Source organism: Paenibacillus aurantius (assembly GCF_032268605.1).
Taxonomy (GTDB): Bacteria; Bacillota; Bacilli; order Paenibacillales; family NBRC-103111; genus Paenibacillus_AO; species Paenibacillus_AO aurantius.
The window spans coordinates 4,347,641-4,366,395 of record NZ_CP130318.1; the positions used below are offsets into that span (position 1 = coordinate 4,347,641).

19 protein-coding genes are annotated in these 18,755 nt (G+C 56.8%); 2 read left to right on the forward strand and 17 right to left on the reverse strand.

What is annotated here, in order from left to right:
- Window positions 1-117 precede the first annotated feature (117 nt).
- Entirely contained in the window at window positions 118-1,866 is a 1,749-nt protein-coding gene (locus MJA45_RS19755) for an acyltransferase (RefSeq protein WP_315603619.1), read from the forward strand.
- A 161-nt stretch (window positions 1,867-2,027) separates the two neighbouring features.
- Here MJA45_RS19755 and MJA45_RS19760 read toward each other — a convergent pair whose 3' ends face one another.
- Together MJA45_RS19760 and MJA45_RS19765 are read right to left on the reverse strand one after the other, a co-directional pair.
- Window positions 2,028-2,873, reverse strand: a complete 846-nt coding sequence (locus MJA45_RS19760) for a YitT family protein (protein ID WP_407083167.1) — start codon at window positions 2,871-2,873, stop codon at window positions 2,028-2,030.
- A gap of 28 nt (window positions 2,874-2,901) precedes the next feature.
- A complete protein-coding gene (locus MJA45_RS19765) occupies window positions 2,902-3,120 on the reverse strand; it encodes a hypothetical protein (RefSeq protein WP_315603621.1) in 219 nt (72 codons plus the stop codon).
- A 162-nt stretch (window positions 3,121-3,282) separates the two neighbouring features.
- Here MJA45_RS19765 and MJA45_RS19770 point away from each other — a divergent pair, with 162 nt between their 5' ends.
- A complete protein-coding gene (locus MJA45_RS19770; RefSeq protein ID WP_315603622.1) occupies window positions 3,283-3,912 on the forward strand; it encodes a GDSL-type esterase/lipase family protein in 630 nt (209 codons plus the stop codon).
- A 9-nt stretch (window positions 3,913-3,921) separates the two neighbouring features.
- On the opposite strand, the gene MJA45_RS19775 is transcribed toward MJA45_RS19770, so the two are convergent.
- The 15 genes from MJA45_RS19775 to MJA45_RS19845 form a co-directional block, all read right to left on the reverse strand.
- Window positions 3,922-4,554: a nitroreductase family protein gene (locus tag MJA45_RS19775; RefSeq protein ID WP_315603623.1), complete on the reverse strand. Its 633-nt coding sequence runs from the start codon at window positions 4,552-4,554 to the stop codon at window positions 3,922-3,924.
- A 66-nt stretch (window positions 4,555-4,620) separates the two neighbouring features.
- Window positions 4,621-5,616 carry a LacI family DNA-binding transcriptional regulator gene (locus tag MJA45_RS19780; protein WP_315603624.1) on the reverse strand — a complete coding sequence of 332 codons (996 nt, stop codon included), beginning with the start codon at window positions 5,614-5,616 and terminating at the stop codon, window positions 4,621-4,623.
- Window positions 5,617-5,762: 146 nt separating this feature from the next.
- The gene (locus MJA45_RS19785) at window positions 5,763-6,611 is read right to left on the reverse strand and encodes a phytanoyl-CoA dioxygenase family protein (RefSeq protein ID WP_315603625.1); all 849 of its coding nucleotides are present in this window, start codon (window positions 6,609-6,611) and stop codon (window positions 5,763-5,765) included.
- A gap of 207 nt (window positions 6,612-6,818) precedes the next feature.
- Complete coding sequence (locus MJA45_RS19790; RefSeq protein ID WP_315603626.1) at window positions 6,819-8,021, reverse strand: HEAT repeat domain-containing protein; 1,203 nt, start codon at window positions 8,019-8,021, stop codon at window positions 6,819-6,821.
- A 198-nt stretch (window positions 8,022-8,219) separates the two neighbouring features.
- Window positions 8,220-9,074 carry a hypothetical protein gene (locus tag MJA45_RS19795; protein ID WP_315603627.1) on the reverse strand — a complete coding sequence of 285 codons (855 nt, stop codon included), beginning with the start codon at window positions 9,072-9,074 and terminating at the stop codon, window positions 8,220-8,222.
- A gap of 15 nt (window positions 9,075-9,089) precedes the next feature.
- The gene (locus tag MJA45_RS19800; protein ID WP_315603628.1) at window positions 9,090-10,577 is read right to left on the reverse strand and encodes an S-layer homology domain-containing protein; all 1,488 of its coding nucleotides are present in this window, start codon (window positions 10,575-10,577) and stop codon (window positions 9,090-9,092) included.
- Window positions 10,578-10,685: 108 nt separating this feature from the next.
- Window positions 10,686-10,976, reverse strand: coding sequence for a hypothetical protein (locus MJA45_RS19805; RefSeq protein WP_315603629.1), 291 nt, complete (start codon window positions 10,974-10,976; stop codon window positions 10,686-10,688).
- A gap of 5 nt (window positions 10,977-10,981) precedes the next feature.
- Window positions 10,982-12,850, reverse strand: a complete 1,869-nt coding sequence (locus MJA45_RS19810; RefSeq protein WP_315603630.1) for a proline-rich domain-containing protein — start codon at window positions 12,848-12,850, stop codon at window positions 10,982-10,984.
- A 129-nt stretch (window positions 12,851-12,979) separates the two neighbouring features.
- Window positions 12,980-13,363: a TadE/TadG family type IV pilus assembly protein gene (locus MJA45_RS19815; RefSeq protein ID WP_315603631.1), complete on the reverse strand. Its 384-nt coding sequence runs from the start codon at window positions 13,361-13,363 to the stop codon at window positions 12,980-12,982.
- 20 nt (window positions 13,364-13,383) lie between these two features.
- On the reverse strand, window positions 13,384-13,608 hold the full coding sequence (locus MJA45_RS19820; protein WP_315603632.1) for a Flp family type IVb pilin: 225 nt from the start codon (window positions 13,606-13,608) through the stop codon (window positions 13,384-13,386).
- Between the two features lie 44 nt (window positions 13,609-13,652).
- Window positions 13,653-14,582 (reverse strand): type II secretion system F family protein, encoded by a 930-nt coding sequence (locus tag MJA45_RS19825; RefSeq protein WP_315603633.1) that lies wholly within the window; start codon window positions 14,580-14,582, stop codon window positions 13,653-13,655.
- A gap of 5 nt (window positions 14,583-14,587) precedes the next feature.
- Window positions 14,588-15,529, reverse strand: coding sequence for a type II secretion system F family protein (locus tag MJA45_RS19830; protein ID WP_315603634.1), 942 nt, complete (start codon window positions 15,527-15,529; stop codon window positions 14,588-14,590).
- Window positions 15,519-16,868 (reverse strand): TadA family conjugal transfer-associated ATPase, encoded by a 1,350-nt coding sequence (locus MJA45_RS19835; RefSeq protein ID WP_315603635.1) that lies wholly within the window; start codon window positions 16,866-16,868, stop codon window positions 15,519-15,521. The genes MJA45_RS19830 and MJA45_RS19835 overlap by 11 nt, the downstream gene beginning before the upstream one ends.
- Window positions 16,831-18,048: a CpaE/TadZ family protein gene (locus MJA45_RS19840; RefSeq protein WP_315603636.1), complete on the reverse strand. Its 1,218-nt coding sequence runs from the start codon at window positions 18,046-18,048 to the stop codon at window positions 16,831-16,833. Before MJA45_RS19840 ends, MJA45_RS19835 begins: the two co-directional genes overlap by 38 nt.
- Window positions 18,045-18,746 (reverse strand): SAF domain-containing protein, encoded by a 702-nt coding sequence (locus tag MJA45_RS19845; RefSeq protein ID WP_315603637.1) that lies wholly within the window; start codon window positions 18,744-18,746, stop codon window positions 18,045-18,047. The genes MJA45_RS19840 and MJA45_RS19845 overlap by 4 nt, the downstream gene beginning before the upstream one ends.
- Window positions 18,747-18,755: the final 9 nt, after the last annotated feature.

The following is an 18,755-nucleotide window of genomic DNA, read 5'->3' on the forward strand; positions in this document are numbered from 1 at the left end:
TTTCAGTATACCAGAAGAGGAGAAGCGTTTTGGACAAAGAGGCGCAAGATTTTTTCCATTCCCCCTCCAAGCCTCCGGTGCTAAGATGAAGGCATTCCACTTGCAGGAGGAAGCGTTATGAACAAAGAAACGTTACTCGACGAAGAACTCCAGTACATGCCTTGGAAAGCCAAGTCAGCCGAACAGCTGGCCCGCCAGCTCGCTTGGCAGGACGTCCTGTCCTCCGCTTACCAGGTGACCTTCGGCCGCGACTGCTTTGTTTCACCCCAAGCTTATTTTGCTCCGGACTCCCTGGTGATGGGTGATGGAAGCTATATCGCCGCAGGGGCGATGATCCGGAATACGGAGCTCGTGATGGGAGCAAGCTGCACCGTAAACTCCTTCGCCGTCCTGGCCGGCCGCATCACGATGGGAGATGGCGTCCGTGTTGCTTCCCATGCGACGATTATGGGCTTCAATCATGGCTTCGCCGACACCGCCTTGCCCATATACCAGCAGCCCCTGACCGTAAAAGGCATCATAATCGGCGACGACGTATGGATTGGCGCCAATGCGGTTATCGTAGATGGAGTCACCATCGGCTCCCACAGCATTATAGGCGCGGGTGCGGTCGTCACGAAGGATATTCCTCCCTACAGCATCGCGGGCGGCAATCCGGCCCGGGTCATCCGCAGCCGGTTGAAGGAAAGCGAAGGCTTCCTTCCCCTTGCTACCTTGGCGGAAAAGGAGACCGCGGCGTCTTCCGCCTCCCCCCCTCCCTCTCCCGCTGCCGCACCATCGCCCCTGCCAATTTCCCGTCATAAGGACCTGGAGAGGAGCCTGGAGGAATTCGGCTGCCGGGTTAGGGGCCAGCTTGAGGAAGTGCTGACCCGCTATGTAGCGGAAGATTCGGAGGGGCTCGCCTACTTCAACCTCCCCAACGGCAAAAGGACGGTCCGGGCATGGTGTGATGCCGTGGAGATCGCCGCCATGTTCGGCGAAGCCGCTCCCCATTTCAGCCGGGAGGAGCTGGTGGTACGCCTTCAAGGCTTCCAGGATCCAGCCACGGGCCTTCTGCCCGATCCGTGGAATCCTCCTGAGCCTTCCGCCGATAATCCCGCTCTTCTCACCGATCACCTCTCCCGGTATCATCTCCTGGCCGTCGGTTATGCTTTGGAGCTCCTTGGCGCCAGGCTGAGCATCCCCGTCCATGTCGTCGAGAAGATGAACGGGGAAACCCTTTACCGCCAGCTCGACTCCTTGAACTGGAAGACGGGAGCGTGGGGCTGCGGGGATTGGATCGATGCCTATGCCACGGGGCTTTATCTTAACCTCCGTCATTTCGGTTCGACCCGCCGGCCCGATGCGGTGTTCGGCTGGCTGACGACGCATGCCGATCCGCTTACCGGAATGTGGGGAAGCCCGACTCCGCAGGAAAGCTGGCTCCAGCCGGTGAACGGCTTCTACCGGCTTACGCGCGCCACCTATGCGCAGTTTGGGATCCCCCTTCCCTACCCGGAGGTCTCGATCGACACGGTGCTCGCCCACAGCCGCAATCCCGCCTTCTTCCGCCGGGACGCCGGCAACGCCTGCAATGTGCTCGACGTCATCCACCCGCTCTGGCTCTGCCTGAAGCAGACGGATTACCGCCGCGCGGAAGCCGAGGCATGGGCGGAAGCCCAGCTCAGGCGCGCCCTGACCCGCTGGCAGGACGGCGCGGGCTTCAGCTTCACCCTGGAAGGGGGAGAAGCCGCCGGGCTGCAGGGGACGGAAATGTGGCTGAGCATCCTCTATCTGCTTGCCGAGGTTTGCGGAGTCAGCCGCTGCCTGGGCTACCAGCCGCAAGGAGTTCACCGCCTTCCGCCGGCCTTCCCCCTATCCCGCTGAGCTCGTCCTTGACTTCGCCGCTAATGGCGGACAGCCAGGCTTAGCGTTTCTCCCGCCTCCGGCAGGAGGCCGGCGCCTTTTCTCCTGTACTACGTCAAGAAGACCGCCATCCTGGGGATAGCGGTCTTCTTGACGTAGAGCTATTTGGCAGCCGGGAAGCTCTAGTGAATGTTTTTCTTTTTGAAGCGGCCGCCTTTCACATCGTGAATGTTACCGACGGCTAGGAAGGCATGAGGATCCCAATCGTCGACGATGGATTTCAGCTTCGCTTCCTCCAGCCGAGTAATGACGACGAAGATCACCTTCTTGTCATCGCCGGTGAAAGCCCCTTCCCCGTTCAGATACGTGACTCCGCGTCCCAGCCGGTGCAGCAAAGCATCCCCGATTTCGCGGTATCTCTCGCTGATGATCCAGACGGATTTCGATTCCTCGAAGCCTTCGATCGTGATATCGATCATCTTGAATGCGATGTAATAGGCGATGAGGGAATACATGGCTTTATCCCAGCCGAAGACGAAGCCGGAGGAGCTCAAGATAAAGATATTCAGGAACATGATGATTTCCCCAACAGAGAAGGGGGATTTCTCGTTGATCAGAATGGCCACGATCTCCGTCCCGTCAAGCGAGCCCCCCGTTCGGATAACCATCCCGACTCCAATCCCGAGAATGATCCCGCCGAAAACGGCGGCCAGCAAAGGATCCGGAGTAACCGCAGGCACGGGATGCAGCAAAGCCGTCCCTATGGACATAACGGTAACCGCAAACAGGGTGGAGATAGCGAACGTCTTTCCGATTTTTTTATAACCCAGAATCAGGAAAGGAAGATTGAGTAAGAAGAGAAGAAGGCCCAGGGAAATCCCCGTCACTTTCGATACGATGATGGACACGCCGACGATTCCGCCGTCAATGATCGAATTCGGGACGAGGAAAATTTCGATCCCGACCGAGACCAGGGAGGCTCCAAGAAGAAGGAAGAACGCCTTCTTCAGAAGCTGAACGCTCGACATTTTCTTATGCTGAGGAACGACCTTCGGCTCAATGCTTTCCATGGCTGGTCTCCCCTTTCTCGCATTCAATTTCAAACTCGGCGATGATTTCCTTATGAATCATATCCACCGCCGAAAGCTGCCCTTTCAGGAACTGCTTCATGTCCTCGAACTCTTCGCTCGCCAGCTGCTCCTTGAGGATCGCCTTACGGTGCTCCAGCCGGGCGGCATAGTGCTCGATCTTGGTTTTGCGGTACGTCTCTGCCACATTTCAGCCCCCTTGTCATCAAATGTCTACTTTATACTAATATTGTATACTTATGTATACATTGTGTCAATGAAAAACTGTTAAGATTTAGAGGTCTCTCTCCGCGGCAGGCCCTCTCTCTTCTGCATATAATGCAGTAGCGATAACGGGAGAGTGATATTAATGGGGAAGCTTACCTATCTGGCTCTAGGTGATTCCCTTACGGCAGGGGTAGGCGACCCTTCCGGGGAGGGATTTGTGGGCCTTTACAAGGAACGGCTGCATACCGTTCTGAAGAAGGAAATTCAGGTGCACCGAAAAGGACGCAGCGGGGCAACCAGCCTCGACCTCTACGAATGGATCCGCCAGGAAGACGTTCATCCGCTGATCGGTCCCGCCCGGATCATAACGATCAGTGCCGGCGGCAACGATCTCATCCAAGCGGCGAAGCGCGCTCTTTGGGATGGGGACGACCGGCACTTCACCGAATCCCTTGCTGCCTGCCGGCGCCATGTCGGAGAGATTCTGGCGGTCATCCGGCAGGCCAAGGCGGGCAAGCCTCCTTATATGATCCGCTTGATCGGCCTCTATAATCCCTTCCCTCTTCTTGCCGAAGGAAGGCATTGGGTAAACGAATTCAACCGAACCTTGAAAGGCTTTACCTCCAAACGAATCCGGATGGCGGAGGTGTATGAGGCCTTCCTCGGAAATGAACAAAAGCTGCTGGCCTTTGACCATGTCCATCCGAATCCGGAAGGGTACAAGGTCATGGCCGAGCAGCTTGATGTCCTGGGGTATTCCCCCCTAGCTTAGAATTTACTATTACTCAAAACGGTCCCATACCACGATTTCCTCTACGGGGAAGCGGCCGCTCGGACGGCCCGGTTTGGCCGCTTTTCCTACGGAAATCAGCATGACCGGGATATACCGTTCGGGTACTTCAAACGCCTCCACAAACTTCTTCTGATCGAAACCGCCCATCGGGCACGTATCGAGCCCCATCGTTTTGGCTGCCAGCATAAGCTGCATGGAAGCAAGAGAGGCATTCCGGATGGCCTCGTCACGGGCCACTTGCGGACTTTGATAAGCGGCGTTGATTTGGCCGATCAGCGCATCCTTCACCTCTTGCGGAAGAGCTCCCGCTTTCACCCCTTCGCTGTAGATCGGCTCGGCGTTAAGGTTCGCTTCCAGATCTCCGAGCACGGCAATGACCGCTGAGCTTTGAACGATCTGCTGCTGGCCGTAAGCAATCGGAAGCAGCTTCTGCTTCTGCTCGTCGGAATGAACCACGAGGAATTTCCAATGCTGAAGATTCCAAGAGGAAGGAGCCCGGCCGGTCAGCTCGAGAAGCTCTTTTAGCTCCTCCTTGGACATTTGATAACCGGGGTCATATTGCTTCACCGAACGGCGTTCTCTTAAAGCCGTCTGAAGATCTTGCGGAACGGATGTTGACATCATAATCCTCCTCGAATGGATATTAACTAATGTATGGATATATACTAACTTTATTATAGTGTACTGTCAACCCGAAATGGTCGATACGGTCGATGCCCTTAGGATCAGCTCTCCTTTAAGAAGCTCGGGCGAAACGCTGGACGGCGAGGTCATCTTGGCTTGAAGAAGGCGGAACCCGGCTTCCGCCGCCGCTCTTCTCGGATAATGGATGACGGTAAGGCCGGGATTCGTCTCCGAGGACATCAGGATGTTCTCGCATCCGGCTACGGCAAGCTGCCGCGGAACGGCAAGCCCAGCCTCCCGGCAGGCCGAGAGGCAGCCGGCCGCCATAAGGTCGTTCGCACAGACGACCGCTGTAAACTTGCTCGATCCGCCGAAGGTTTCCAGCATCGTCCGTTTGGCTCCTTCAAATCTTCCATCCCCGTGCAGAAGATCTTCTTCGCCGTAAGACAAGCCCTCGACCTGCAGGGCATTCCGGAAATGCTTCCAACGGGTTCCATAAGGCGTATGCGTTCCTCCTGCCAGGAAGGCAATGCGCTCGTGCCCTTCCCTCTTTAGATGGGCGATCAGCCTGCGGTATTCCGCCGTCCAGTCGAGGTCCACGAAAGGCAAGCCCGGCGCGGCAGCGGAAGGCTCCATGATAGACACTGCCGGAAGGCCGATCGTTTGAAAGTAGGCCCATGTCTCCGGACGGAGCGATTGCCCGAGCAGCACGACTCCGTCCACGCGCCCCGTAAGAAGCCTTCTAAGCTCGTCTTCCCTGCCTGGGCTATAGGTATGATAGGTTACGACGTTCCCTGCCCGCGACGCCTCCTCTTCCAGATGAAGCAGGATCCCCGCCTCAAAAGGATTTCCCAAAAAGCCGACCAATACCGCAAGCTGTCCCGTCTTTTTTGTTTTGAGACTCCGCGCCGTCTGATTGGGGACATAGCCCAGCTCGCGGATCGCTTCCATTACCCTTTGACGGGTTTCTTCCTTCACAATGCTTCGGTTATTCAGTACGTACGAAACGACGGCGGTCGAAACGCCCGCCCGTTCGGCCACTTCCTTGCGGCTGACCATCGGATCCCCTCCTGGCGGCCGCAAGCGGCCTATAATCAAAATCGGTCGCCCCCTGCCTATTCGGCCCGCCGGACAGAAAGAAAGCCTTCCCTAGGAAGGCCTTCGATCCGGTTGGGCTTGCTGAACCATCCCCTTGTTCGGCAAGCTCAGGACACCGGGGATTTCTTATAGGGATCCGACCCGGCAGCGGCATCTCCCCGATACAATTTCTTTAAGGGTACCATAGATTCGTCCGGAACGTAATGCTTGAACGGATTATCATCAATGATGCCAAGCAGCTGGCGGCGGTAAGGACTGGCGTCCTTAAGAAGCTCGGGCGACGGGGTCCGGTAATCGATCGGCCTCATCCAGATCGGGCTGTACCCGAGAAAAAGCTGGCGCCGGGTTAGGGACGAACGGTTCGGCGCACCGGCGTGCCACAGGTTCTGGGCGAAGAGGAAGACGTCCCCGGGCTCCCCGCACACCTGCTTCTCCCCGGGCAGCTCCTCCCGGACATTATGATGGCCGGGCCGGAAAGGCTTGTTGTGGGAGCCGGGAATGATCTTCGTGTTGCCGCGGTCCGGTTCGGACATGTCGCTAAGGATATAGCAGGTTTTGATATAGTAGGTCGAGGTCAAGCCGTGGATGGCCGGGAAAGAAGGATGCGGGCCGTCCTGGTGCCAGTTGATGAAGCTTTGGGTTTCGGTCTGAAGATCGTCGGGATTCGGCTTGCGGACCGTGAGATGGGAGATGTGAAGCTGAATGTTGTAGCCGAGCAGATTGACGATGAGCGGCAAAATGTCCGGATGATCGATCAAATCCGCGATCTCGGGACTTCGCTCCACGCTGTTATAAAGGTTATAGGAAAGCGATTCCTTCTCTTGGGCCAGCAGCTCATCGATGGCTTGGTTCAAGCGGGTTACCTTCTCGGGTCTTAGAACTCCCCTTAGCAGCAGGTAGCCCTGCTCGTTAAACTCTTCCTTCAGCGCCGGCAGGTCCCATTTAACGGATGTCATGTTTCATTCCTCCTATAATTTACTCGTGTAAATTTATCTGTAGTATACTCCGCTTATCGGGTCCCTGCAACGTTTTTTTTGCCGGAACACTCCCTTGCCCCTTCCTCTTTTCGGATCCACACAAAAACGGCTCCTGCCGGCTTCATCCCTCGAAGGGACAAAGCCGGCAGGAGCCGGCGGGACCGGGCCGACTCAGCCGGCCGCTTGTTACCGCTGCGCCGCTTTGGCGGCTTGGTGGAATTCGCGAAGCTTCTTCGCTTCGGCAATGCTTTCGTAGAAGTCCGGGCTTCCGCTCAGCAGCCAGTTCTTGTGCTGGCCGGACGTTTCGTTACGCTCCGGCTCGCCCATGGTCCACTGCTCTCCAATGCCTTCCGAGTAATCCTTCATCAGGCTGACGAAGGCGGCACTCCAATCGCGGGAGCCGGTGACGGTAGGAACGAGCGGATAGTAATGGTCGTAAGCGGAGCGAATGAGCGCATGGACGACTTCCTGAAGAATGGACGGCACGTCCGCCTTTTCCATCTTCTCTTTAAGCTCAGCCGGCATTTCGGCCTCGTCGGTGGACGCGAACGCTTCATACTCCTCGGCGCTTACCACTCCCTGCTCTTTTGCGTACCAGAGCTTCATCCGGTCAAGAGCGGGCTTAAACGATTCGGGAACCGATACCGTGAGCTCCGGCTCCGGGTTCTCCAGATTGATGACGAACGATTCTTTAAATTTGTTAATACGCACGTTTTCGCGGAGTCCCAGCCAGCGAAGCGCCAACAGCGCATGGGTTCTTGCTTTCGGGTCCATCTCCTCGTTGCGGCACACCCGCCGCAGAAGCTTCTCGCTTCTCGGATCGGGCAGCATGCACAGAAGCCGGACGGCCGTCAGCACCTTATCGTCGTCCTGAAGCCATTCGTTGATCTGGGCATAGACGGCATCCGGCGTATTGTCCGCGGTCCAGTCGAGCTCGGTCTGGCGGGAGGCGTACTCCTGCAGCTTGAACAACCCTTGGGCCCGCAGGGATTCTTCACCGTATTCGGCGAGCAGCTCCTGGTACGCTTTCTCCACGTCGGCCGACAGCTCCGTCAAGGTGTTCCGGGTGGTTTCGGTTACATTTTGGCGGGAAGAAACAGCATTCAGCCACTCGGCCAGCGCCTGAGGGTTCTCTCTCCACAGCATGACGGCAAACGTCAGCATATCCTGGTCGTAACCGAGCTGCGGAAGCAGGCCGTAGCGGGCAAGCATGGTTTGAGCGTCGGCTTCTCTTTTCATCAGGGTCAAGGAAAGAATGATGCCGTTCCATGCATTTTCATTCGACACGTTCTCCCGGATCGCCCGGTGAAAGCAGAAGGCCGCTGCCCCGTAAGTATCATTTTGCAAATATTGGCGGCCGTAGCCGGTAAGTTCTTCATTCTTGCTCATGCTTGTCCGATCCTCCTATTGATTGGTGCGGCAAAGATAGATTGAAAGAGTGCCGCTCTTCCATCGTAAACCACTATTCCCAGCTTAACAAGCGTTTTCCAACCAAAAAGTGTGAAAAACCTCCGTTTCCGGCCGCGGAAATGCGGTCTGGGAAGCACGGAGGCAAAAAAAGATCCGGAAATTTCCAAGCGGGAAACCTTAGGGAAAGCTGATTTCCGTGTCTTTGCCCTGCGGGCATTTACTAACGTCAATATCAAATTTTTTACTCCCCAGGCCGCCCGCGGCAAGGGAGGTAATGTTCCTCTTGAAGGAAATGTTCGTGATGTTCATTTCCCGTCCTGCCTTGACGAACAATCTGGGCTCCTGCTCATTCGGGAACGTGATGGAGGCTTCCTCGAGCGACCCGCCGTTCATCTGTACGATGGTGGACACGGCGTTCTTGATCATGCCGCTGTTCTGCCGGTAGGTGTCGCACAGCAGGCTGCCGTTGAGCTCGGGGGTGAACCCGTCGACATCCAAATTCATGAAGTATTCGTCCGTTACGACCATCAGCCAGTCCTTGTCCTTATCCAGCCCGTCGTACAGCTTCTCCGCAAGCGCCCTGCCGACGCCGGCTTCCGTCGCGAGCTTGAGGAAGAGCTCCTTGCGGTCCTTCTTCAACTGGCCCGGATTCAGGGTGGGCGACGGGGAAGGAGCGGGAGTCGGCTCAGGGGTAGGCTCCGCCGGACTTGGCCCGGGCTCGCCCGAAGGGGACGGAGAAGGCTCCGCCGCTTTCTTGAGCAGGTCTTCCACCAGTTCCAGGATATCTTTCTTGAAAGCATCCGATACCCGGACCACCTTATCCTTCATCGCATCCTCATACCGGTCTCTGAGCTCCTGCGAAGCGGCCAGGGCGGCGGCATCGGCAATGTTCTGGGACTGCCGCTTCTCGATGAAGCCCATGAAGAAGTACAGCATCCAGACACTGCCGGCCACTACCCCTATAACCGTAAACAGGCTCAGGATCGACATGCTCCCTTTCTCGTTTTCCAGCGGACGCAGCCAGCCCTTCATTTCGTCATCACTCCGTTAGTTAGACTCCGTCGATTCATAATAGCTTACGATCCATGCGGCGGCTTCCCCCCGGGTAACGGGAGCCTGCGGATTAAGCTTGGACGTCCGTCCGAACGTTCCTTTGTAGATATTGTTGTTGTGTGACAGGTAATAGTCCACCGCGTAGCGGTAAGGCTCCCCGATGGCTTTGCCGTCCGTGTAGTTGTTCAGAAACACGTCCGAGAAATCCAGCTTCTTCTCCATCACGGATTCGTTCTTGCTGAACCAGCCCCATAAGAGACACAGCTCCTCCCGGGTAAGGTCCCGGTCCAACTGCAGGGTGCCGTCGGGAAGAGGCGTGATCCTTCCCGCCGCCTTCAAGCCCTCCGCTAATCCAAACTGGGGATGCTCCGACGGAACATCCGGGAAACTGGGAGCGGAAGGCTTGCCCGGCTGTATTCCCCGCGGGTCGTAGCTCGAGGCCCACTTCAGGAACTCCCCGCGCGTCAGCATCTCCTCGGGCTTGAAGCGGCCGTCGGAATCGGGCTTCGCTCCGCCGGCCTCCAAGAACTTGACGAGCAGCCGTTCAGCCGGATGCCCCGCGATATCGGTCACCTGAATCGTTTCCGCAGGCTGCCCGCCTGTTCCTCCGTCAGGTATGGCGGAAGGAGACGGCGTCGGGGATGGCGTGGCCGAGCTGCCTTCGTTCGCATAGTACTCCGCCATCCATAAGGCGGCCTGGGAACGGGTTACGGGCTGCTGCGGCTTCAATTCATCCGCTGCTCCGAATACGCGCTGGTACAGGCTGTCCTTGTTCTTGGCATACGTATTCATCGCGAAGAGAAAAGGGTCCGCGACTTGGGCATTGTCCTTGTAATCCTTCAGGAAATAACGGACCGTTTCCTTGGCGGTGACAATCGGGGAAATGACGTTCTTGTCCCCCTGGTACCAACCCCAGATCAGCCCGAGCTCTTCCCGGGTGAGCTCCTTGTCAAGCTTCATCGTGCCGTCCGGATAGCCTGTCACCGTTCCCGAAATCATCATGCCCTCGATAAGCGAATAGTCGGGATGATCCGGAGGCACGTCGGGAAAGCTCGGCTTCTTGGGCTTTCTCGGCATGATACCTTTTGGATCATAGGCCGTCATCCAGCGGATGAATTCGCTTCTCTTGATCGTCTCATCGGGCCGGAAGGCTCCGTTCGTAAGCGGAATCGCCCCCGACTCGATTATAGGCTTGAGCTTGTCCGCATGGGGCACACCGGCCAGATCGGAAGCCTGGACCGTCTTCCCGGGGGTAGGTTGGCCCGGCTTAGCCTCGGCCTTCACCTGGACGACCCGGGCTCCGGGCTTGAACGTCTCCGGATTGACCGAGGGGCGGGCAGATGGCGCGGGCGAAGCCGATGAAGTGGCGGCCGGGACCGGATCCGGAGACGCCGCCGTTTCTTTCCCCCCCTTGCAGCCACCCAGGACTAGCGTGATGAGCAGCAGCCCGTAAGCCGGCTGCCGCGGTATGGATACCTTCAAGAAAGTGCACGTCCTTTCGCCTGTCTGCCGGGCAGGCGGATCGCCTGCCTCATCCAACCAAGGATGGCCGGGGCAGCAGCCCCGGCCGGCAGATCACTCCGATTTTTGCTACATGTAGTCGTACCATATTTTGGCAATAATGAATAGGGCGACCAGCCCGAAGCGAAAATTGTAGCCCTTCCGGTCTTCCGCACTCGCCCTCATATAGATGAGAAGCGTCCCCACCAGACCGGGCAGGGCGGACAGGACCAGGATCAAGACTCCCTGTTGAAACGTAATGTACTTATGATCCCCGCCGAGATAGGCCACGATGAACGTTATTACGACGAACAGAGCGGTAGTCAGGTATAAGTACTTATTCAACGATTTCGGATGGAGCGAGGAAACCCATTTCTTCATGCCTATCACTTCCACAGAAAGTATTTTTTCTTCACGATTTCATCGGTTACTTTACCGGCAAGCTTCTCCATCGTTTTGTCATTCTTCTGAAGCTGCTGGAGTCTGGCATCGTTGGCTTTGAGCTGATCCCACTGCTTCTGGGTAATCTGGGAGCCGTTCTGCTGCCACCTCTTGAAGGTGTTCGAATCGGTGCTGACCTTTCCCTTCCAGAAATTATCGACCTGGGAGTTGGTCATGCCCTTCTTGCCGATGTTGCTTTCCGAGAGCTTGATTCCTTTGTCTTCAAAATCCTTTGGCACGGAACCATGGTTCTCCTTCAGCCGCTGGTTCTTGATCTTCGTCTTAAAGAACGGAGCCAGAATGAAGCTCTTGATGAAGCTCCGCTGCGCCAGCTCGCCCGGATTGGTCAGAATGCCTTTGAACATGGCGGCCGACGTGAAGGACTCTGTAAAGCTGACAAAAAATTTGGAGGTCCGCTTCCCAAGCTGGGTAACGGCATGAAATCCGGTAATGTCCGAAAGCTTGTCGAAGACCAGGGTACTCAAGACGGATTCCCCAAGCGAAATCAACGCGGTCTTGACCGTGGGAAGCTGTCCCTTGAACGCCATGTCCGAGAAGATGTTCGCCATGAAGTTGATCTGGAAGGTCGTCACGAACTTGGGATTGATGATTTGCTTCTTCAGGGTGGCGATGGGCGACTTGAAGGCGGATTTAAGCCCCGAGAAAATGGAGCGCCCCGTGCTCTTGAAGAAGTTTCCCGACGCCTTAAGGGCGTTCGGGAAGGAACGAATTTGGCCGGGCAGGGCTTTCAGGGCATTCGGGATGCCCCGGATTACCGTACCGGGGCTTTTGAACAGCTGGACAGCCCCCCGAAGAATGCCCGCACCGGCTCCTGCCTGCCCTAGGGAGAGCACGAACGTGGCCGCGAGTCCGCCGACTCCCATGGTCTTAAGGAAGTCAAAGTCGGTATGCATGGCGGCATATATTCCGCCTACCACTGCCCCGACGACAACCGCCGCAATGATGAGCGGAACGCCGATCGTGACACCGATCAGGGCGCCGACGGCCACGGTGACCCCGACAACAATCGCGGCCCCGAGGGCTCCCGCCACCATCCCGAGAACTCCCCGTCCGACGGTATTCTCCTTCACTTTATTATATAGCTTTTTCCACCAGGGGAGATCCTCTTCTTTCTTCTCGGACTTCTGCTGGTCCGGATTGGTGGAAGGCTGCTGCTGGGAAGGATCGGTCGTTTGCCCGTTATCGTCAGGTCCCGGAGGAACCGGCTGGTACCAGGGAGAGGTTACCCCGGGGCCGTACGGGAGATAAGGGCCGAGCATGCCAGGTTGCCCGCTTCCCGGCAGGCCCGGGATGCTAGGATCTCCCGGCTTCCCGTTACCCGGATCGTTCGGGTCGCCCGGTTTGCCGCTATTGCTGCCGTTGGGATCCCCCGGCTTCCCCCCACCCGGGGCGTTCGGATCGCCGGCTTTGCCTCCGCCGGGTGCATTCGGGTCGCTGGTCGGAACGCCGGGCGTACCGGCGGTCCCCGGTTTTACCGGCCCCGGCACCTTGGGATCCGTGCCGCTTCCGCCATCCGGCGGGGTGACATCTGGGGAGCTGCCCCCGGAGCCTGTGGGAGGATCCGCCGGTTTAGGTGGCCCCTGCTGGACGGAATCTCCCGGCGTTCCGCCTCCCACGTCAACGTTCCCATCGGGAATGCCCGTTTCCACGCTTACATTGTCACCTGAATTGCCCTGTTTGGATTCAATGGGGTTCTTATCGAGATAAATATCAATATCCTTGGCATGAGCCGTCCAACCGGAGCCGGCAAAGACAAGGAAAGCCATGATCAGCGATACAATCGATTTTTTCACGTGTCCTCCTCCCCGCTTTAAGCATAGTGTCCCCTTCATCATCTGCAGGGGACACCGTCCTGGGACTGCCTCACAGGCAGATTATTGGATTAGCCGGGCGGTACCCGTTCGGGCATGCCGTAACCAGCGTTACTCGTCCTCCTCCTTGCTTTCCTTGCGCACCGTTACCTTGGAGGTGATGGGCAGCGACAAGCCGGAGGTGTTGAACAGCTTATCGCTCATCAGTAAGGGAGCGTTAAGGGTCACGGATACTTGTACGTAATCCGAACCGACGGACGAGCTGGATACGCTCGTCACCTCATAGCTTCCCAGCATGTTGCGGGCCGCCCGGTCATAGTCCCCCTCCACCATGGCGGCACGCGCTCCCTCCATGGCGGCAGCTTTGGCGGAAAGGGCGGCCGACGCCACCATGGCACACTGCCACACGATGATGATCATCAAGAGGAAGAGCGGAAGCGCCCCGATGAGCTCGATCGACTGGGAGCCCTTTTCGTTATTCCACCAAAGCTTCATGGTCCACCACTTCTCTCTTCTTAGCCGATTTTGAGTTTTCCGATGAATTCTTCCAGCTTCTTGACCAGAGCCCCGGCAATTCCGCCGCCTTTGTCGCCGACAGCCGAGATAAGAGCCAGAATAAGAACGACGGCGACGGCCGCAATTCCGATATACTCGATGGCTTGAGCGCCTCTTTCATTCTTGACGGGGGTTAGAGCTTTAGCAGCGACACCATACAGACGGATTCCCAAGTTTTTCAACATAATTATTTTCCTCCTCAAATGGTTGATCTTTTCTATTTCAATGGTTAGAAAATCGATTTCCATTCGATCCCGAATGCCCCGGGATTGTAGATAAAGTTAAGCACCAGAAGGCCCATAATACTCAAAATAACGGCGGGCATGATCAGGAACGTGGTAATCATCGTGACCTTCGGTCCGGCCTTGGCGGCCCGTTCCTTGATCTTGCCGATGCGCGATTCCCTCATGTCCTCGGCCAGAAGCTTGAAGGTGTTGGCAATCGGAACCCCGAGCCGGCTTCCTTGAATAAGCGACAGGATGAGAGTCTCCAGCTCTTTGCTCTGGTTGCGGTTCATCAGCCTCGTATACGCTTCTTCCCGGGGGACGCCGATGTCGAGCTCCTGCTGAAACCGGGTAAGCTCTTCCCCGAGCGGACCTTCCATGTCATCCACAATCTGCTTCATCGCCGGGTCCAGGGGCACCCCTGCCTGCAGGGTGACGCTCATGGAGTCCATGAAGTCCGGAAGCTCGATCCCGATCTGTTCCTGGCGGCTGTTGGCAGCCGATCGGATCCAGAGGATCGGGAAGAACATGCCGGCCAGGAAGAACAGAATCTGCATCAGCCCGCCGCCCAGCCCGATATAGGAGAGCAGCGTCCCGAAGAGCAGGCCAAGGAACATGCACAAGAAGCGGAAGCCGTAGAAGGAATCGACATTCAGGCCGCCGGGAGCCCCGGCGAGCGCGATTTTGCGCTCCATTTCCTTCTCATTGGAGAAGATTCGGAAACGGCGCCCGAGAGGAGCGAGCGTATTGGACCACCGGAAGATCCGCTCCTTCCACTCGTCACTTAGCTTCTTTTTCTTCTTCCGGGTTGTTTTGATCAGGCCCAGGGTTTTCTTTAAGCGGATGCGGCCGAAGTAGTACCGGCAGAGGGCCAGCATCGCCAGCGTCCACATCGCAAAAGCCCCGTAAAGCCATACGTCTATCCATTCGCTCAATGTAATCACGCCTTTATGTTGGAAACTTTACGGATGGCCAGGAAGCCGATAGTCATCAGAATGGCCACCACAACGAGAAGGATGAGACCCGGAATCGTGAACAGCGGCATAATAAACCCGTCAAATACGACATTAAACCCTATAATCAACACAATCGGGATAACGGCCAGCGTAATGGCGATGTATCGGGATTCCGCCGTCTGGTTGCTCAACTCCTGGTTCATTCTCGCCCGGTCCTCCAGCGTTTTGGCCAGATGATCCAGCGCCTGTCCCAGGTTACCGCCCGCCTTACGCTGAATAATGATTGTCTTCAGAAGCAGCTGGAAATCTTTGCTGGAGAATCGTTCGCTCATCTTCTCAAAAACCGCCTCCACCGAAGTCCCGAGATGCAGCTGCTGGGACATCGCGTTAAAAAGCGGGCCGGCCGGCGCCTTCAGCTCTCTTGCCACCGTCTCGATGGACTGCTGGATGCTCATCCCCGCCCGAAGACAGGAAGCGAGCATCCGGCTTACCTCGGGCAGCTGGCTGTTGACGAGCTGCGCGAATTTGTTTCTCCGGGACTTCAGCCATTTGCGGCTTAGAAAGACGGTCAGGTAGAAGGAGACAATCAGGTTAAACGGAAACTTCAGGCTGAGCAGAACACCGAGAAGCACCGATAGCGCCGTGAAGATCCCCGCTTGGATCGCCATCCACCTAAGAGGCGAAAGGGTCAAGTTGGCTCCCTTCAGCTTCTCTCCCAGCTCCGAACCGTAGTCGGAGTGGGCGAGCTTGGCTTCGTAACGGTCCAGGACACTCTTCTTCCGGCGGGCTTCCGCCGTATAGAGCGGTCTCATCCGCCGGTTCAGGGCGTTCAGGTTCCGTCGGGTCGAGATGATTTCCGCTCCTCCCATCACCGCCGAGAATGCAAAGACAAACACCACAACCAGCATCCAGGTTTCAAACGGCACGCTCGTTCCTCCCCCCTTCCGGGGCGAACCAGTCGGCCGGAAGCTCTTGACCGAACGAGCGGAAGCGGGCGGCACATGCCGGCACGTAGCCGGTCGCGGTGAAGTCGCCGATGACCCGGCCGTTCAGCTCCACTCCCTTTCGGTCGAAGCGGAAGATGTCCTTCAGCTTAAGCTGCCCGTTCTCCAGGCCCGCTTCGGCGATCGAGACGATTTTTCTCGTTCCGTCCGTCAGCCGGAGCGTCTGAACGACAAGCTGGATCGCGGAGGATATGAACGGCCGAATGACATCCACCGTCATGGACGGGTTGCTCATCATGATCATCGCCTCCAGCCGGGACATGGCATCCTGGGGACTGTTGGCGTGAATGGTGGTCAGGGAGCCTTCGTGACCCGTGTTCATCGCCTGGAGCATATCCAAGGCTTCTCCGCCCCGGACCTCCCCGACAATGATCCGGTCCGGGCGCATCCGCAAGGCGTTCTTCACCAGCTGGCGGATGGAGATTTCCCCGGTGCCTTCCATGTTTACCGGTCTTGCCTCCAGGGAGACGACATTTTTGCGGTTCAGCCTGAGCTCCGCCATGTCCTCAATGGTGATGATTCTCTCCCCGACCGGAATGGCCGCCGATACGACGTTCAGCAGGGTGGTTTTCCCGCTGCCCGTCCCCCCTGAGATAATGATATTCATCTTGGAGGCGGCGGCGGCCTGCAGGAACCGGGCCATCTTCTCCGACATCGTCTGAAAGCCGATCAAGTCCTTCATCGCATAAGGATCCTTCTTGAACTTACGGATCGTGATCACCGGCCCGTGAAGCGCGATGGGCGGGATCGCTGCATTGATCCGGCTTCCGTCCTCGAGACGGCCGTCGACAAGAGGAGAGCTTTCATCGATCCGGCGGCCGATAGGGGCCACGATCCGGTCGATGATATGGCGGATATGCTCATTGCTCTTGAATGAAACATCGGAGAGACTGATCGTTCCCCTTCGCTCCACATACACCTCATGCGGACCGTTGACCATTATCTCTGTAATTTCGTCGTCCCGCAGAAGAGGCTCCAGGGGACCATACCCGACGGAATCGTTCAGGATCATGCTGAGCAGCTCGGTTTTGTCCGATTGCGTGATGATGACCTTCTCTTCCTCGAGCATTTCGGTAATCAATTTCTCGATCGTCCGCCTTTTCTGGTAAAGAGGCAGCTGAATCAAATAATCGAGGTTGGTCTCTTTCAGCAGGCGTTCCTTGTAGTGGTGGAACAGAAAGTCCAGGTAATCCTGAGAAGTCGATTTCTCCGGCTGGACGCCGTCATCCAACCTGCTGCTGAGCTTTTGGAATATGGCCATTCGATGGTTCCCCCCCTACCTTCTGCAGCACGACGGAAGTCAGCTGGTACATGTCGCGGGCGGGTCCTTTCGGACCTTTGTCGTTTGCTTTCGTATGCAGCAGCTGCCCGAGATTGACCAGCTGCTGCAGCCCGTTCATGCCGTCTGCAATGGTTCCCCATACCGGGAATAGCGTCATCTTTTGCAGATCGTCCAGCGTCACGTCGTTCTTCTTGCTGAACCGGTTCACGACCAAAGCGACGCTCTCGTCCTTGACGAGATGATAACGCTCCAGAATGTTGTAGACCTGCTGCATGCGGACTATGGACGGACGGTCCAGCTGAAGAACGTACAGCAGCAGGTCGGTCTGGCTGATCGCGCTGATGGAGACCTCGTTCAGCTCCTTCGGAATATCCAGAACAATCAGGTCAAAATGCTGCCGGCACGCCGTCAGCAAAAGCTCGATGTCGTCACTTCCGAAGTTTTCCGCATCCTGCGGATGGGCCGGGGACAGCAGAACGCTTAAAGGCGAATCCTCCCGGCGGTAGAGCACATTGTTGAGCTGGCTGAAGGTCAGCTCTTTCAGAACGGACTTCAGATCGCCCAGGTTGCGGTCGTGGGGAACATCCAGCAGCTGATGAAGCCCGCCGAACTGCATGTTCAGATCAACCAGCAGCACCTTGGCCCCGCTGTTCAAGGCCAGCGTCTGGGCGAGGTTGGAGGCAAGGAAGGTAGCTCCGGAGCCGCCTTTTCCGCTGTAGACGGTTATTACCTGGCTGGAGCCTTGCTGCCCTTTGGGCTGAAGCAGCTCCTGCCTTTGGACATTCTTCTTATACTGAACGTTCGCCCTCTCCAACGCTTTCTCCAGCTGCTCCATCTCTTCCGGAAGCTGCAGGACATCCATGACCCCGGACCGGTACAATTCCCGGAGGGAAATGAATTCCGCGTTTTTGCTCAAGTAAATGATCGGTGCCGTTTCGTTCACCTTGCGTACGCTTTGAATTACCTGAGAAATATTCACCGCTTCAGATGGCTCGGCTATAAGCAGAATCCGCGGCTCCTTGAGGTTGATCTGCATGTACGCTTCTCGCGGCTTGTCGATAATTTCGCCGATAGGGACATTGAGAAAGTGCAGCTGCTGCGTTATTTGTTGGGTCAGGCGGGAATCATCGCAAACGACGCTGATTCGTGGTGTGCTCAAGGCTTTTTCTCTCCTTCCTTCAGCGCCTTGGAGGTTCCGCTTTTCAGAACCCTGACCTCCTTGGCGTAATTCAGAGCCCAAACGGCGCTCTTGGAATTTTCGAGGCTTAATACGACGCCGATGGCCGAAAGTTCCGTTTCATTCTTTTTTTGCACGTTATTGACGGTCACATCCTTGAGCAAAACCTTGGTCACCCGCCTGTCCTGACCCTGTGCGCTGCCTGCGTTCGTTACCCCCTGCTGCTTGGCAATGGAATCAGGGGAACCGCTCTGGTCATCGTAAGAAACGATAATGTCCACTTTGTCAAAAACGTCGATGCTGTCGTCAAACACCGCCATGGGAGCGCGGAGAATGACCTGGCGAAGGTCACCGGAAACCACGGTGTTGTCGCGAAGAACGGAAGTCGTGATCACCTGCCCTTTCGGAATGGGGACCACGGTAATTTTGTTTTTCAATTCCTCTTTTGTCTGGATAACGGAGGGCAGCAGGTACTTCCGCGGCACTTCCTCCGTGGTAAAGGAATCCGGATCAATGGGCCGTCCTGCCACGATATCCGTTTTGGCCACCAGGACCTGCGCCAGTTCCCCCATGCTCTGTTTGGTGGATTTTATGTAGTTGGAGAACAGGATGGTGGCGGTTAAGGCCATAAGGATGGAGAGGCTGGTAAAAATTACGGCACGTCTTCTCGATTCGAACATGTTATAAGG